General features: G+C 70.9%; 16 protein-coding genes. 4 read left to right on the forward strand and 12 right to left on the reverse strand.

Going from position 1 to position 15,750, the window contains the following annotated elements:
* Positions 1-122 precede the first annotated feature (122 nt).
* Together C665_RS13425 and C665_RS13430 are read right to left on the reverse strand one after the other, a co-directional pair.
* The gene (locus C665_RS13425; RefSeq protein ID WP_004314481.1) at positions 123-1,319 is read right to left on the reverse strand and encodes an FIST signal transduction protein; all 1,197 of its coding nucleotides are present in this window, start codon (positions 1,317-1,319) and stop codon (positions 123-125) included.
* On the reverse strand, positions 1,316-2,218 hold the full coding sequence (locus C665_RS13430) for an alpha/beta fold hydrolase (protein WP_004314483.1): 903 nt from the start codon (positions 2,216-2,218) through the stop codon (positions 1,316-1,318). Before C665_RS13430 ends, C665_RS13425 begins: the two co-directional genes overlap by 4 nt.
* Before the next feature lie 94 nt (positions 2,219-2,312).
* Here C665_RS13430 and C665_RS13435 point away from each other — a divergent pair, with 94 nt between their 5' ends.
* Genes C665_RS13435 through C665_RS13445 form a run of 3 tightly spaced genes read left to right on the forward strand, consistent with a single transcriptional unit; the run spans position 2,313 to position 4,254 of the window.
* Complete coding sequence (locus C665_RS13435; RefSeq protein WP_004314484.1) at positions 2,313-3,080, forward strand: 2'-5' RNA ligase family protein; 768 nt, start codon at positions 2,313-2,315, stop codon at positions 3,078-3,080.
* Complete coding sequence (locus tag C665_RS13440; RefSeq protein WP_004314486.1) at positions 3,077-3,706, forward strand: chromate transporter; 630 nt, start codon at positions 3,077-3,079, stop codon at positions 3,704-3,706. The genes C665_RS13435 and C665_RS13440 overlap by 4 nt, the downstream gene beginning before the upstream one ends.
* Positions 3,706-4,254: a chromate transporter gene (locus tag C665_RS13445; protein WP_004314489.1), complete on the forward strand. Its 549-nt coding sequence runs from the start codon at positions 3,706-3,708 to the stop codon at positions 4,252-4,254. Before C665_RS13440 ends, C665_RS13445 begins: the two co-directional genes overlap by 1 nt.
* Before the next feature lie 19 nt (positions 4,255-4,273).
* On the opposite strand, the gene C665_RS13450 is transcribed toward C665_RS13445, so the two are convergent.
* The 4 genes from C665_RS13450 to C665_RS13460 all read right to left on the reverse strand — a co-directional run bounded on the left by C665_RS13450 (position 4,274) and on the right by C665_RS13460 (position 7,779).
* Positions 4,274-4,657 carry a DUF1850 domain-containing protein gene (locus C665_RS13450; protein WP_004314490.1) on the reverse strand — a complete coding sequence of 128 codons (384 nt, stop codon included), beginning with the start codon at positions 4,655-4,657 and terminating at the stop codon, positions 4,274-4,276.
* Entirely contained in the window at positions 4,657-5,364 is a 708-nt protein-coding gene (locus C665_RS21155) for a TRAP transporter large permease subunit (protein ID WP_245537172.1), read from the reverse strand. The genes C665_RS13450 and C665_RS21155 overlap by 1 nt, the downstream gene beginning before the upstream one ends.
* Positions 5,365-5,372: 8 nt before the next feature.
* On the reverse strand, positions 5,373-6,752 hold the full coding sequence (locus C665_RS13455) for a TRAP transporter permease (protein WP_245537173.1): 1,380 nt from the start codon (positions 6,750-6,752) through the stop codon (positions 5,373-5,375).
* Between the two features lie 76 nt (positions 6,753-6,828).
* A complete protein-coding gene (locus C665_RS13460; protein ID WP_004314492.1) occupies positions 6,829-7,779 on the reverse strand; it encodes a TAXI family TRAP transporter solute-binding subunit in 951 nt (316 codons plus the stop codon).
* A gap of 299 nt (positions 7,780-8,078) precedes the next feature.
* Between C665_RS13460 and C665_RS13465 the strand changes: the two genes are divergently transcribed.
* Positions 8,079-9,191 carry an NAD(P)/FAD-dependent oxidoreductase gene (locus tag C665_RS13465; protein WP_004314494.1) on the forward strand — a complete coding sequence of 371 codons (1,113 nt, stop codon included), beginning with the start codon at positions 8,079-8,081 and terminating at the stop codon, positions 9,189-9,191.
* Positions 9,192-9,228: 37 nt separating this feature from the next.
* On the opposite strand, the gene gabT is transcribed toward C665_RS13465, so the two are convergent.
* From gabT to C665_RS13495, 6 genes are all read right to left on the reverse strand, one after another.
* Positions 9,229-10,530, reverse strand: coding sequence for a 4-aminobutyrate--2-oxoglutarate transaminase (gene gabT, locus C665_RS13470; RefSeq protein WP_004314496.1), 1,302 nt, complete (start codon positions 10,528-10,530; stop codon positions 9,229-9,231).
* A gap of 38 nt (positions 10,531-10,568) precedes the next feature.
* A complete protein-coding gene (gabD, locus tag C665_RS13475) occupies positions 10,569-12,029 on the reverse strand; it encodes an NADP-dependent succinate-semialdehyde dehydrogenase (protein ID WP_004314497.1) in 1,461 nt (486 codons plus the stop codon).
* A 76-nt stretch (positions 12,030-12,105) separates the two neighbouring features.
* Positions 12,106-12,930: an ABC transporter permease gene (locus C665_RS13480; protein ID WP_004314498.1), complete on the reverse strand. Its 825-nt coding sequence runs from the start codon at positions 12,928-12,930 to the stop codon at positions 12,106-12,108.
* Between the two features lie 11 nt (positions 12,931-12,941).
* Entirely contained in the window at positions 12,942-14,216 is a 1,275-nt protein-coding gene (locus tag C665_RS13485) for an ABC transporter permease (protein ID WP_004314499.1), read from the reverse strand.
* A 101-nt stretch (positions 14,217-14,317) separates the two neighbouring features.
* The gene (locus C665_RS13490; RefSeq protein WP_004314501.1) at positions 14,318-15,358 is read right to left on the reverse strand and encodes an ABC transporter substrate-binding protein; all 1,041 of its coding nucleotides are present in this window, start codon (positions 15,356-15,358) and stop codon (positions 14,318-14,320) included.
* A gap of 87 nt (positions 15,359-15,445) precedes the next feature.
* On the reverse strand, positions 15,446-15,750 hold a 305-nt coding region (locus tag C665_RS13495; RefSeq protein ID WP_004314502.1), incomplete at its 5' end, for a TOBE domain-containing protein.

Genomic DNA, 15,750 nt, shown 5'->3' on the forward strand with positions numbered 1-15,750 from the left:
CGGCTTCAGCCGCGACGGCCATCCTTCGCGCAGCGAGCGCAGCCACGACGACCGCCGCTCGCGCGGCTGACCCGGCGGGCCCGCCCAGGGCCCGAGCCTCGTGAAGATCCCGACGGGCGGCGTCAGCGCGGCGCGGCGAACACGGTGAGCACCCCGGTGTAGCCGTAGAGGCGGCTGTGGGCGATCTCGCCGCCGGCGAAGAAGCCCGCCAGCGCCACGTCGCCGAGCACGTCGCGGATCAGCTCGAGCTCGGCCGCCGGACGGCCGAAGTGCGGGCCACCGCGGCCCGAGCAGCTCACATACACCGCGCCGAGCGCGACACGGTCGCTGTCCACCAGCTCGTCGCGAATCTCGCGCGCCACGCGGCGCAGGTCGGCGAGCGCCGCAGCAGGGTCGCGCCGGCAGAAGATCAGCCAGGCGCCCTGCTCCACCTCATCGCCGATCGCCACCACGCCGGCACGTGGATCGAGGCCGATGATGTTGCGCACCAGCATGTCGGCACCGAAGGCGGCGGGGGCGACGAGCTCCGCGTCCGCCCCCGGATGCAGCCCGACCAGGGTGTTCGACAAGGCTTCGGCGACCGGCTCCAGCGCCATGTCGGGCGGCAGGCCGAGATCCTCCATCACGCAGTCGAGCGCACCGCGACCGTCCAGTGTGATGACGAAGTTGTCCCGCGCGCGGCTCACCAGCCGCCGCGGCCCGATCGGCTGGCAGCCCTGGGTGACGCGCGAGACGACGCCGACCTCGGCGGAGAAGGCCACCCCTGACAGGCCGCCGCCGTCGAACACACCGTCGGCGATCTGCACGCTGCGCCCACGCGAGGCGGTCAACCCGCCGAACAGGTAACCGCTCGCGGTGCGCTCGGCGAGTTCGGGCAGCAGCTCCTGCAGGTCCGGGGTGCGGCCGTCGGCGTGCACCAGCGCGGTGTGCGGGTGGAAGTCCTCGGCATCCGCACGCAGTGGCTGCACCCCCGAGAACACGCGGAAGGCGCGCCGCGGCAGGGGTGCGAGCATCAGCGCGAGCGCCGGCTCGTCGAAGTGCTCGGCACCGGTCGCGGCCACCCCGATGCCCACAGTGCCGACCCAATGCACGCCGGGCAGGCGGCGCTGCAACTCGGCGACGATCTCGTCGGCGTCGGCGGCGAAGCGGTCGCTCAGGTAGCAGAAGCCGAGGGTATATTCGGGCAGCCCGTCCCGCCCCGCATGGTCATGGCCTCCCGCGGCGCGCAGGTCGAGCAGCAGGGCGTCGAGCGCGCGTGCGAGCGCCACCCGCCAGTCGGCGTGGGCGGCATGTCCGGCAGCGAAGCGGGTCGGGTTCATGGGATCTCCCGGTCGAGGAACGCCTCCAGCTCGGCCGCCACCACCTCGGGCTGGTCGTGCTGCAGATTGTGGCCGCAATCGGCCACGGTGACGACGCGGGCATCGGCGAAGCAGTCGATGCGGCGCTGGAGTTCCTCCGGCTCGTCGCCGAGGCGGTCATGCACATAGCCCTCGGCGGAGACCAGCATCAGCACCGGGGCACGCACACGCCGCCAGCACGCCATCGCGTCCTCGATGCGGTAGACCGCGGGCGAGGGGATTTTGTGCCAGGGATCGCCGGCGATCTCGACCTGTCCGTCGGCACGCACGCGCCCGAGGTGGCGGCAGAGGAACTCCGCACGCGCCGGGGTGAGGCGCGGATTGACCGCGCGCAGGCGTTCCGCGAGCGCGGCCCGGTCGGCGTAGATGCGGGCAGGCGGCGGTGCGAGCTGGGCGTCGAGCCAGCGCCCGAGCTGCTGCGGCGCATCGACGTCGGCCGGCGCCTTGAGCCCGATGAAGTCGAGCATCGCCAGCCGCGCCACGCGCTGCGGGCGCAGACCGGCGTAGATGCCGGCGATGTTGGCGCCCATGCTGTGGCCGACCAGGCGCACCGGGCCAGCGGGCGCGTAGTGGGCGAGCAGGGCCTCGAGGTCGGCGTAGTAGTCGGGAAACCAGTAGGGGCGGTGCAGCCAGGTGGTCTCGCCGTAGCCGCGCCAGTCGGGGGCGATCAGCTGCCAGTCGTGACGCAACGCATCGACGACGAACTGGAAGGTGGCGGACGTATCCATCCAGCCATGCAGCAGGAAGACCTTCGGCGCGTCGGCCGGGCCCCAGCGGCGCACGTTGTATTCGAGGCCGCGGATGGCGACGCGTTCGGTGGAGGAGGGCTCGAGGACGGTGTAGTGCATGCGGGCGGGCATCTTTTCCGGGACAATCACGCTTCCATTCTAGCCGTCGATTCCATCCCGCCACCGTCCGTCGGGCATCCCCCGCCCCGCCACCCCGCGCTCCCGCATGACCGATCCCGCCACGCTGCGCCGGCGCTTTCTCGCCGAGGCGCAGACCCTTCGCAACGAACGCCGCGACTTCCACGAGTGGCATCGCGGCCGGCCGCACTACCTGCTGTGGGCGATCGACGTCGACCTGCCGGCGGTGCGCGCGCGCGTGGTCGCCGCGCAGCGCGCGCTCGACGGGCTGCTGCTCGACGGCTACCGCCGCCAGCCGCACATCACCCTGGCCCTTTGCGGCTTTCCGGCACAGGGCGCGGAGCCGGCGGCGGACGAGTTCGACCACGCCTGGCTGCAGGCCCGCGTCGAGGCGCTGGCGGCGGCGCGGATCAAGCCCTTCACGCTCACCATCGGCGGCCTGGAGAGCTTCTCGTCGGCGCCCTTCCTGCATGTCGACGGCGCCCTCGGTGCGCTGGCCGCATTGCGCGCCTGCCTGCACACGGACACGCCGCACCCGCAGGGCGAGTACGTGCCGCACGTGACCGTGGGCCTGTACGCCGACGCGCTGCACACCGCCGCGGTCGCGCCCCGGCTCGACGCCTTCGCGCCACAGCCACCGCTGCACTGCACGGTCGAGCACATCAGCCTGATGGGCTACGCCGCCACCGAAATCGGCGGTGCCCTGTTCACGCTGGCCGAGTGGGATCTCGCCACACGGCGCCTGCACTGGCGGGACGCGGTGCCCGCCGTCGAGCGCCTCCCTGCCCCCGACGCGCGCGGCGACGCGGACCAGGCCCCCACGCCGGCAGCGGGCCGCCATCCGGAGACGCCATGAGCACACCTTCCCCCGACGTCGCGCCGAGCGGGCCCGCAGGCAATCGCCCCGCCTCGCCCTTCGCGCTCTTCATCGCCTTCAGCCTGCTCGCGTTGCAGGGCTTCGGCGGCGTACTCGCGGTCGCCCAGCGCGAACTGGTCGACCGCCGCGGCTGGCTGAGCCGCGGCGAGTTCGTCGAACTGTACTCGATCGCGCAGATGCTGCCCGGGCCCAACGTGGTCAACCTGTCGCTGATGATCGGCGACCGCTACTTCGGCTGGCGCGGCGCGCTCGCCGCCATCACAGGCATGCTGTTCGCCCCCTTCCTGATCGTGATCGCGCTCGCCGCAGGCTACGAGCGCCTGGCGGAATACCCCGCGGTCGCGGGCGCGCTGCGCGGCATGGGCGCGGTGGCGGCGGGGCTGATCCTGGCGATGGCCTTCAAGATGCTCGGCACCTTGCGCGACAACCTGCTCGGCCCCTGGCTGTGCGCACTGCTCGGCCTCGCCAGCCTGGTGGCGATCGCGGTGTTCCGCCTGCCGCTGGCGTGGATCGTGATCGGCCTCGGCCTGCTCGGCTGGGGCCTGGCGCGCTGGCGGGTGGCGGTGGTGGATGCGCGCGCCGCGCGCACCGGGGAGGGGCGTTGATGAACACGCTGCCGGCGGGCGATCTGCTCGCGCTCTTCCTGCACTTCCTGACCCTGTCGCTGCTGTCGATCGGCGGCGCGATGTCGACCGCACCCGAGATGCACCGCTACTTCGTCGTCGAGCGCGGCTGGATCGGCGAGGCCGACTTCACCACCGCGATCGCGCTCGCCCAGGCGGCGCCCGGGCCCAACGTGCTGTTCGTGCCGGTGCTCGGCTTCCAGGCCGCCGGCCTGCCCGGGGCGGCGGCGGCGCTGGTGGGCATCCTGTTGCCCTCGACGCTGCTCTCGCTGGGGGTGAGCCGCTGGGGCGCGAGCCGGCGCGACACGCCGCTGGTGCGCGCGTTCACCGCCGGGCTCGCGCCCGTCACCGTGGGCCTGGTATTCGCCACCGGCTGGCTGCTCGCCCTGCCCTTCCTCGGCGACCCGGCGCACCGCAACGGCGCCCTGGTGCTGATCACGCTGACCGCGCTGGTGACGCTGCGGACGAAGCTGGCGCCGATCTGGATGATCCTGGTCGGCGCGCTGCTGGGGGCCGCGGGCATCGCCTGAGCAGCGCGGCGCGAGCGACTCAGCGCACCGCTTCGCCTCCCGGACAGGCACGCAGCTCGGTGACGCCGCCATCGGAGGCGATCAGCGCGGACAAGGGCCTGCAGGACTCGCCATCTGCACACCACTCGTAGTCGGCGGTATAGGCCGAGCGCGTGAGGCGCAGCACGGCGTGGCGGCTGCGCGGGTGCCACTCCCAGGCGCCATCGCGCAGCACCGCGCCCTCCGCCGGTTCCATTCCCGCCCCGTGGCCGCGCACGCGCACGCGCTCGAGCACCAGCCCCCCGTCTTCCACCCGCCACGCCTCCTCCCAGCGCACGCGCTCGATCGAGTGCGTCCACGCCAGGGTGAAGGCGTTTGCGGCGACCACCGCGGCAGCGACGCTGGTGGCGAGGCAGACCGCCATCAGACGGTGAGCGCCTGTGTGTCGCGCGAGCGCCAGATATGCCAGCCCAGCACCAGCGCCGCCAGGCCGAAGCCGAGCTCGTCGGTGATCGGCAGCGCGACCACCAGCATGGACGCGGCGACAAAGGCGAGCACGCGCTCGAGCGGGTTCATCGGCGAGCGGAAGTAGCCGACCACCGCCGTACCCCACAGCGTGACGGCGAGCAGGGCCTTGAAGACCACGTACAGCGTCGCCTCGAAGCCCTTGTCGCCCTGCAGCATGAGCTCGGGCGCATACACCGCCATGTAGGGCACGATGAAGCCGGCGATGGCGATCTGTACCGCGCGCACGCCGATCTTCAGCCCGCTCTCCTTGGCGATCGGCGCCGCGGCGAAGGCGGCGAGCGCGACCGGCGGGGTGAGGTCGGCCATGATCCCGAAATAGAACACGAACATGTGCGAGACGATCAGCGGCACGCCGAGCTCGAGCAGCGCGGGTGCGGCGATCGAGCTGGTGATGATGTAGTTCGGGATGGTCGGGATGCCCATCCCGAGCACCAGGCAGGTGAGCATGGTGAGCAGCAGCGAGACGAACAGGCTGTCGTCGCCGATCTGGATGATGTAGCCGGCGAAGGCGGTGGCGCCGCCGGTCAGGGTCAGCGAGCCGATGATCACGCCCACCAGCGCGCAGGCCACGCCCACCGGCAGCGCGTGCAGCGCGCCGTCCACCAGCGCCCTCACCGCCAGGCGCAGGCCACGCCCACCGGCAGCGCGTGCAGCGCGCCGTCCACCAGCGCCCTCACCGCCAGGCGCAGGGTGTGGCGGCCATCGGCGCGCGGCGCGAGCAGCACCGCGAGCACCGCCACCACCGCGACCACCGAGATGATCCCGACCTTGGCGAAGGCCGAGCAGGCCAGGCCGAGCACGATCCAGAACAGCAGGCGCAGCGAGGTGCCGTTGAGATGGCGCGCCAGGCTGCTGCCGAACAGCAGCACCACGGTCAGCGCCAGGCCCACCATGCCGGCGAACATCGGCGTGAAGCCGGCGAAGAGCAGGTAGACCAGGCCGACGAGCGGCAGCAGCAGGTACCAGCGCGCGCGGATCGCCACCCACGGGTCGGGGCACTCCTCCTTCGGCAGCCCCTTCAGCCCGGCGCGGCCGGCCTCGAGGTGGACCATCCAGAACACGGTGAAGAAGTACAGCATGGCGGGGATCGCCGCCGCCTTGGCGATCTCGACGTAGGGCACGTTGATCGTCTCGGCCATGATGAAGGCCACCGCACCCATCACCGGCGGCATGATCTGCCCGCCCATCGAGCTGGTGGCCTCGACCGCGCCGGCGAAGGCCGGCGTGTAGCCGAACTTCTTCATCAGCGGGATGGTGAACTGGCCGGTGGTGACCACATTGGCCACCCCCGAGCCGTTGATCGTGCCCATCAGGCCGGACGACACCACTGCGACCTTGGCCGGGCCGCCCTTGGTGTGGCCTACGGTGCCGAGGGCGAAGTTGGTGAACAGGTCGATCATGCCCGCCTGCTCGAGGAAGGCGCCGAACAGGATGAACAGGAAGATGTAGGACGAGGACACGTAGGTCGGCGTGCCGTAGATCCCCTCGGTGCCGAAGGCGAGCTGGCCCACCACCTGGTCCAGCCCATAGCCGCGGTGGGCGAGCTCGCCCGGGAGGTACTCGCCGAACAGGGCGTAGGCGAGGAAGCCGAGACAGATCAGCGGCAGCGCCAGCCCCATGATGCGGCGCGCAGCCTCGAACACCAGCACCAGCGTGACGACGCCCACCACCATGTCGGCCTGGGTGAGCTCACCGGCACGCTGCACGAGGTCGGCCTCGTAGATCCAGTGATAGCCCGACAGCAGCAGCGCGCCGAAGCCGATGACCTTGGTCGCCAGGCTGGTGCGCCCCTGCCCGCCCTGCACAGGATGGAGCAGGAAGGTCAGCAGCAGCAGGAAACCGACGTGCAGCGCGCGCACGACGGTGCTCGACAGCGGGCTGAAGGCCGAGGTGACGAGCTGGAAGACCGAGAACAGGATCGCGCTGTAGAAGACGACGCGCAGCATGCCCTTGCCGGCGACGGCGACAGGCGAATCGACGGAGGAGCTCATGGCAGTTCCGGAGAGGGAAGCGGGGCACGGCCCGCCCAGGCGCGGCGATGCGCACCCGGGCGGCGGGCGAGAGGGCTTACTGGATCAGGCCCTTCTCGCGATAGAACTTCTCCGCACCCGGATGGAGCGGGATCGGCAGGCCTTCGACCGCCTTCTCGAGCTTGATCTGGCGGCCGGCGGAGTGCGAGTTGCCCAGCCGCTCGAGGTTGTCGAAGAGGCCCTTGGTCATCTGGTAGGCGACCTCGTTCGAGACCTTGTCGTTGGTCACGAGCAGGTTGTTGATCGCCACCGTCGGCACCTCGGCGGCCTGGCCCTCGTAGGTGTTGGCCGGGACCGCGGCCGCACGGTAGGCGGGGTCGCCCACCTTGGCCACCACCTCGGCCGGCACCGGCACGAAGTTGACCTTCACCGCCGCCGACAGGTCGCGCAGCGCCGCCACGCCGAGGCCGGCCGACTGCAGGGTGACGTCGATCTGACGGTTCTTCATCAGCTCGACCGATTCGCCGAAGGGCAGGTATTCGACCTTGGCGAAGTCCGCGTAGGAGAGGCCCGCGGCCTTCAGGATGGCACGCGCGTTGATCTCCGTTCCCGAGCGCGGCGCGCCGACCGAGATGCGCTTGCCCTTGAGGTCGGCGAGCGTCTTCACGTCGGCGTCGGCCAGGGCGACGATCTGGATGTAGTTGGGGTAGACCGAGGCGATCGCACGCAGCTTGTCGAGCGGCTTGGCGAAGCCCGCATCGGCGTTGCCCTTCCAGGCGTCGGACACCGAGTCGGCAAGCGAGAAGCCGATCTCGCCACGGCCCGCCTGCAGCAGGTTGAGGTTCTCCGCCGAGGCCTTGGTGGCCTGCACCTGGACCTTGCTGTCGGGAATGATCTCGCCGTAGAGCTGCGACAGGGTGACGCCGAGCGGGTAGTACACCCCGCTGGTGCCGCCGGTCAGCACGTTCACGAAGGTGGCGGCCGAGGCCGCGGTGGTCATGGCGACGAACACGGTGCCGAGGGCGCACTTGCGGATCAGGGACTTCATCGATGACTCCTCCTTGGAATAAATATCGATTATCTGCCCATCGATGGACAGCCACACTTTAACAACACCCCCGCCCGCAGCGCACCACCGCGGTGCTCGGCGTTTTCCCTGATAGGCGAACGCGTCCGGCCGCCACTTGCGCACTTCGAATCCCGCGCAGCGGCGGTTGCGCACGGGCGACCCCAGGGGTCTATCCCGGGGATTCCCCCTCTTCCCCGGCGCGTGGGCGATCTGCTACAACCGCCGCTCCGCAACCCTTCCGGCCTACGCTCGCACACGCGTCCAGCCGTCCCAACCCCATGGAAACAGTCGATACCGTCGTGATCGGCGCCGGCGTGGTCGGCCTCGCCTGTGCGCACAGCCTCGCCCGCAGCAGGCGCGAGGTCGTGATCGTCGAGCGCGAGACCGCCTTCGGCACCGGCATCAGCGCCCGCAACAGCGAGGTGATCCACGCCGGGCTGTACTACCCGCCCGGCTCGCTCAAGGCCCGCCTGTGCGTGGAGGGCCGCCAGCGCCTGTACGCCTGGTGCGCGCAGCACGGAGTCAACCATGCGCGCTGCGGCAAGCTGGTGGTCGCCAGCACCGCGACGCAGGCGCCGGCCCTGCAGGCGATCGCCGAACGCGCGCGCGCCAACGGCGTGGACGACCTGCGCCACATCGACGCCGCCGAGCTCACCGCGCTCGAGCCGGCGCTCGCCGGCCACGGCGCGCTGCTGTCGCCCTCGACCGGCATCGTCGACAGCCACGGCCTGATGCTGTCGCTGCTCGGCGAGGCCGAGCGCCATGGCGCGATGCTGGCGCTCGGCAGCCCGGTGCTGGAGGGCCGCGCGGAGGCCGACGGCATCGTGCTGCGCATCGGAGGCGAGGCCGCCACCGCGCTGAAGGCAAAGCGGGTGGTGAACGCCGCGGGGCTGGATGCGCCGGCGCTCGGGCGCGCGATCCTGGCTCCGGCCTCTGCGCAGGCGCCTCAGGCGCATTACGCGCGCGGGGTGTATTTCAGCTACGCGGGCAAGGCGCCGTTCTCGCGCCTGATCTACCCGATCCCGGAGCCGGGCGGGCTGGGCGTGCACCTGACCCTGGATCTGGGCGGACAGGCGAAGTTCGGTCCCGACGTGGAGTGGATCGCCGCGCCGGACTACACCGTGGATCCAACGCGCGTGGAGCGCATCGCCGGCGCGATCCGGCGCTGGTGGCCGGACCTGGACGCGCAGCGGCTGCAGCCGGGCTATGCCGGCGTGCGCCCGAAGATCGTCGGCCCCGGCGAGCCCGACGCCGACTTCCGCATCGACGGCCCGTCGGCGCATGGCACGCCGGGGCTGGTGCATCTCTACGGCATCGAATCGCCCGGCCTCACCGCGGCGCTCGCGATCGGCGAGCACGTCGCGGCGCTGCTCGCGGCCGAGGGGCGCTGACTCCGCAGCGCTCCCCGGCGCACAGGTCCGACCCCGATCAGGCCGCGGCGTCCATCGCCGCGGCGAGGAGGTCGAGGCCTTCGTCGAGCACCGCCTGCTCGATGGTGAGCGGCACCATCAGGCGCAGCACGTTGCCGTAGCTGCCGCAGGACAGCAGCAGCAGGCCGCGCTGCAGCGCCGCGGCGATCACCGCCTTGGCGATCTCCGGCGCCGGACGCGCATGGTCGCCATCGTGGAAGAACTCCACCGCCACCATCGCGCCCAGGCCGCGCACGTCGCCGATGCACTTGTGGCGCACGGCCAGGTCGCGCAGGCGGCGCTGCATGTGCTCGCCGATCGCGAGCGCGCGCTCGCACAGCTTCTCCTCTTCCATCACGTCGAGCACGGCGAGCGCGGCGGCGCAGGCCATCGGCGCGCCGGCATAGGTGCTGCCGAGGCCGCCCGGGGCGAGCGCGTCCATGACCTCGGCACGGCCCACCACCGCCGCGACCGGGAAGCCGCCGCCGAGGCCCTTGGCCAGGGTGATGATGTCGGGCATCACGCCGCTGTGTTCGACCGCGAACATCTTGCCGCAGCGGCCGATGCCGGACTGGATCTCGTCGGCGATCAGCAGGATGCCGTGCTTGTCGGCGAGCGCGCGCAGGCGCTGCAGGAACTCGGCGGGCGCGGGGTAGTAGCCACCCTCGCCCTGCACCGGCTCGACGATGAAGGCGGCGACGCGACGCGCCTCGATGTCGTTCTTGAACAGCAGCTCGATGCCGTGGATGGCGTCCTCCACGCTGATGCCGTGCAACGCGCAGGGATAGGGGGCATGGTAGATCTCGCCCGGGAAGGGGCCGACGCCGAGCTTGTAGGGGTCGACCTTGCCGGTGAGGCCGAGCGCGAGCAGCGTGCGGCCGTGGAACGCGCCGTTGAAGGCGATCACGCCCGGGCGGCCGGTGAAGGCGCGCGCGATCTTGACCGCGTTCTCGACCGCCTCGGCGCCGGTGCTCACCAGCATGGTCTTCTTCGCCGCATCGCCCGGGGCGAGCGCGTTGAGGCGCTCGGCCAGGCGCAGGTAGCCGTCGTAGGCCACGACCTGGAAGCAGGTGTGGCTGAAGTGGGTGAGCTGCGCCTGCGCCGCGGCGACCACGCGCGGGTGGCAGTGACCGGTGTTGACCACGGCGATGCCGGCGACGAAATCGATGAAGCGGCGGCCTTCGACGTCCCACACCTCGGCATTGAGGGCCTTGGTGGCGAACAGCGGGTGGGCCTGGCCCACGCCGCGCGGCAGCGCGGCGGCGCGACGGGCCATGAAGTCGGCGTTGTGCAGGCCGGGGGGGATGGTGTTGGCGTTCATGGGTGTCTCCTGTCGATTCGCTTGGGGGGGACGGCGGCTCACTGCACGCCGCCCATGCACAGATACTTGACCTCGAGGTAGTCCTCGATGCCGTACTTGGAACCTTCGCGGCCGAGGCCGGAGGACTTCATGCCGCCGAAGGGCGCGACCTCGGTCGAGATGATTCCGGTGTTGATGCCGACGATGCCGTACTCGAGCGCCTCGGCGACGCGCCACACGCGGTTCATCGAGTTGGCGAAGAAATAGGCGGCGAGGCCGAACTCGGTGTCGTTGGCCATGCGGATCGCCTCGGCCTCGTCCTTGAAGCGGAACAGCGGCGCCACCGGGCCGAAGGTCTCCTCGCGCGCCACCTTCATCGCCGGGGTCACGTCGGCCAGGATGGTGGGCTCGAAGAAGCTGCCGCCGAGCGCGTGGCGCTTGCCGCCGGCGAGCACGCGCGCGCCCTTCTCCACCGCGTCGGCGATGTGCTCCTCGACCTTGGCCACCGCGTTCATGTCGATCAGCGGGCCCTGGGTGCTGCCCTCGGCGAGGCCGTTGCCCACCTTCAGGCGCGCCACCGCGGCGGCGAGCCTGGCGGCGAAGGCGTCGTACACACCGTCCTGCACCAGCAGGCGGTTGGCGCACACGCAGGTCTGGCCGGTGTTGCGGTATTTGGAAGCGATCGCGCCCTCGACCGCGGCGTCGAGGTCGGCATCGTCGAAGACGATGAAGGGCGCATTGCCGCCGAGCTCGAGCGAGAGCTTCTTGACGCTCGGCGCGCACTGCGCCATCAGCTTGACGCCGATCTCGGTGGAGCCGGTGAAGGTGAGCTTGCGGACGATCGGGTTGGCGGTCAGCTCGCCGCCGATCTCGGCCGCGCCGCCGGTGACCACGCTGAACACGCCCTTCGGCACCCCCGCGCGCTCGGCGAGCACCGCGAGCGCGAGCGCCGAGTAAGGGGTCTGGGTGGCGGGCTTGAGCACCATCGTGCATCCGGCCGCGAGCGCCGGACCGGCCTTGCGCGTGATCATCGCCGCGGGGAAGTTCCACGGCGTGATCGCCGCGCACACCCCGATCGGCTCCTTGGTGACGACGATGCGCTTGTCGGGCTGGTGGCCGGGGATCACGTCGCCGTAGATGCGCTTGCCTTCCTCGGCGAACCACTCGATGAAGGAGGCGGCGTAGAGCACCTCGCCGCGCGCCTCGGCGAGCGGCTTGCCCTGCTCGCTGGTCATCAGCACGGCGAGGTCTTCCTGGTTGGCGAGGATGAGCTCGAACCAGCGCCGCAGGATCTTCGCGCGCGCGCCGGCGGTCAGCGCACGCCACGCCGGCCATGCGGCGTTGGCGGCCGCGATGGCGCGCCGGGTCTCGGCCGCGCCCATGCGCGGGATGGTGCCGAGCACCTCGCCCGTGGCCGGGTTGCGGATGCTCGTGGTGGCGCCGTCGTCGGCGTCGATCCACTGCCCATCGACATGGCAGCGGGTGCGGAAGAGGTCGGGATCTTTCAGGTTCAGGCTCATGGTCGGGGTCCGTCGGGTGGTCGGGGGAAAGCTTGGGTTCTTGGAGTCGGTGCCGGGGGTGGCGCGAGCGCGGCGCTCAGCGGCGCGCGCCACGCATGCGCTCGGCGCGCCGGCGCAACCATTCGAGCGTCATCAGCATCAGCGTCGACAGCACGATCAGGATGGTCGCGACTGCCGCGATGGTCGGGCTGATGTTCTCGCGGATGCCGGCGAACATCTGCCGCGGCAGCGTCGCCTGCTCGGGGCTGGCGAGGAAGAGCGTGACCACGACCTCGTCGAAGGAGGTGGCGAAGGCGAACAGGCCGCCCGAGATGATCCCGGGCGCGACCATCGGCAGGGTGACGCGGAAGAAGGTGGTGAGCGGGTTGGCGCCAAGGCTGGAGGCCGCGCGCACCAGGTTGAAGTCGAAGCCCTGCAGCGTCGCGGTCACCGTGGTGACGACGAAGGGCACGCCGAGGATGGCATGCGCCAGCACCAGGCCGGTGTAGCTGCCGGTGAGGCCGAGCGGGGCGAAGAAGATGTACATCGCCACGCCGATCACCACCACCGGCACCACCATCGGCGAGATCAGCACCGCGGTGAGCAGCGCCTTGCCGGGAAAATCGGCGCGCACCAGGCCGATCGAGGCCAGCGTGCCGAGCACCATCGCCAGCAGGGTGGCGAGCGGCGACACGATCAGGCTGTTCATCAGCGCCTGGCGCCAGGCCGGCGAGGTGGCGAACTCCTCGTACCAGCGCAGCGAGAAGCCCGACATCGGGTACATCAGGAAGCTGTCGGCGTTGAAGGACAGCGGCACGATGACCAGGATGGGCAGGAACAGGAAGGCCAGGATCAGCCCGACCAGCCCGCGCATGCCGTAATACCATGCCCGTTCCACGGGCGAAGCGTAGGGTTGCAGCATCGTCGTCGTCCTCAGCGCGCCTTCATGTACTTGACCCGGGTCGGCCCGAGATAGCGGGCATAGACCATGTACAGCAGCAGGGTCGCCGCCAGCAGCACCGCGGAAAGCGCGGCGGCCATGCCCCAGTTGATCGTCTGGTTGGTGTAGAAGGCGATGAAGTAGCTCAGCATCTGCTCCTTCGGACCGCCGAGCAGCGCGGGCGTGATGTAGTAGCCCATGCACATGATGAACACGAGCAGGCCGCCGGCGCCGATGCCGGGCAGGGTCTGCGGGAAGTAGATCTTCCAGAAGCTGCGGAAGGGCGGGCAGCCGAGCGAGAGCGCGGCGCGCACATACACCGGCGAGATGCCCTTCATCACCGAGTACAGCGGCAGCACCATGAAGGGCAGCAGGATGTGGACCATCGCCACATACACGCCGAAGCGGTTGAAGAGGAGCTGGAGCGGGCTGTCGGTGAGGCCGAGCCACATCAGCAGGCGGTTCACCAGGCCCTCGTTCTGCAGCAGCACGATCCACGCCGCCACCCGCACCAGCACCGAGGTCCAGAACGGCAGCAGCACGAAGACCATCAGCATGTTGCTGTGGCGGGTGGACAGATTCGCCATCAGGTAGGCCACCGGGAAGCCGAGCGCCAGGCAGCACACGGTCACGACCAGGCTCATCCAGAAGGTGCGCAGCAGCACGTCCACATAGATGCGCTCGTCCGCGGGGGCGGCGACGATGTTGCCGTCGGCGTCGATCGTGCGGTCGATCGCGGCGAGCAGGTAGAACGGCGTCAGCGCGCCGCCGGCGCGGTGGATCGCCTGCCAGGTGGCGAGCTCGCCCCACTGCGCGTCGATCGCCATCAGCGCCTCGCGCGCCGGCACGGCAGGATCGAGCGGCAGCTTGCGCGCGGTCTTCATGACCAGGCTGCGGTAGCCGGCGTCCTCGCGGTTCAGGCGTTTGGCGATCGCGGCGATCGCCGGCGAGCCCTTGGCCGCGGCGAGCTCGTCGGCGAGCGCGCGGAAGGCGGCCTCGGCCGGCGGCGCGCGACCGTCCCAGTCCTCGAGCGCGGCCAGCGTGCGCGGCAGGTTGTCGTGGATCTCGGGGTTATCGACACCGATCGTCAGCAGCGAGCCGATCGGCCAGATGAAGGCCACCAGCACCACCAGCGCGAGCGGCAGGATCAGGGCGCCGAAGAGCAGGTTGCGGCGGCGCTCGGCGCGGCGCAGGCGCTTCTTCAGCGGCGTGCCATTGCCCTCGGCGGGCAAGGGGACGGCAGCGGAGGTGTCGACGACAGTGCTCATGGACGAGTCCGTTCGGGCAGATGGAGACAGTGGCCGCGCGTTGCGGCCGCCAGCGCGGGCCGGACGCCCGCGGCGGCACGGGCATGCGACGAAGGCAGCGCTCAGCGCGCGGCCCAGGCGTTGAAGCGCTGCTCGAGGTTCTCGCCGTGCTCGACCCAGAACTCGGTATCGGTCGCCATCGCGCCCTTCATGTTCTCGGGCGCGGTCGGCAGGCCGGCGGCGACCTTGGCGTCGATCGCCGGCACCGCCTTCAGGTTGACCGGGCCGTAGGCGATCTCGCCCGAGAACACCGCCTGGTTCTCCGGCTGGCTGGCGAAGCGGATGAACTTGAGCGCCTCCGCCTTCTTCGGCGAGCCCTTGGGGATGGCCCACGAATCGACGTCGTAGATGCTGCCGTTCCACACCACCTTGAGGTTCTTGCCTTCGACCTGCGCGGCGGAGATGCGGCCGTTGTAGGCGGCGCTCATGACCAGGTCGCCCGAGGCGAGCAGCTGCGGCGGCTGCGCGCCGGCCTCCCACCACTGGATGTTGGCCTTGAGCTTGTCGAGCTTGGCGAAGGCGCGGTCGACACCGGCCGGGGTGGCGAGCACCTTGTAGACCTCGCTCGTCGGCACGCCATCGGCGAGCAGGGCGAACTCGAGGGTGTACTTCGCGCCCTTGCGCAGGCCGCGCTTGCCGGGGAATTTGTCTACGTTCCAGAAGTCCGCCCAGGACGTCGGCGCCTCCTTGAGGCGGTCGGCGTTGTAGGCGAGCGCGGTCGACCACACGAAGATGCCGACACCGCATTCGCTCACGGCGGCAGGGACGAAATCGGCCTTGTCGCCCACCTGCGCGAAGTCGATCTTCTCGAACAGGCCTTCCTCGCAGCCGCGCACCAGCTCGGGCGACTCGACCTCGAGCACGTCCCAGGTCACGTTGCCGGCCTCGACCATGGCCTTCACCTTGGCCTGCTCGCCGTTGTACTCGCCGGCGACGACCTTGACCCCGGTGGCCTTGGTGAAGGGCGCGTAGTAGGCCTTGTCCTGCGCCTTCTGCGAGGCGCCGCCGAAGGAGATGACGGTGATGTCGGCCGATGCGGTGCCGACGGCGCCCCCGAGGGCGACGAGGACGGCGGCGCGAAGGAAGGATGCGGCGTGCTTCATGATGTGTCTCCGGTTCTGGTTATGTGGGTGCTGCGGGTGAAGACCGGCGGCCGGCCGGGACTGCGGATGCGGCGGTGGGCGGATGCCTCAGTGCGCCGCGGGCACGTCGAGCGCCCGCGTGTGCGCCGGATCGAGCCCGACGCGGATCGCGTCGCCGGGGCGCAGCGAGCGGTCGAGCTGCGAGACCGGCGCCTTGATGGTGAATTCGTGCTTGCCGGCGAGTTCGATGCGCAGGCGGATCTGGTCGCCGAGATAGATCAGCTCGCGCACGGTGGCGTCGAGCCGGTTGGTGCCGCCCTCCTCCCCGGCGAGCCGCACGCGCTCCGGGCGCACCGCGATGCGGGTGCGGCCGCCGGCGCCGACGTTGCCGGTGCGCGCGCGCAGCAGCGTGC

The sequence above is a fragment of the Thauera aminoaromatica S2 genome (genome assembly GCF_000310185.1).
Lineage (GTDB): Bacteria > Pseudomonadota > Gammaproteobacteria > Burkholderiales > Rhodocyclaceae > Thauera > Thauera aminoaromatica.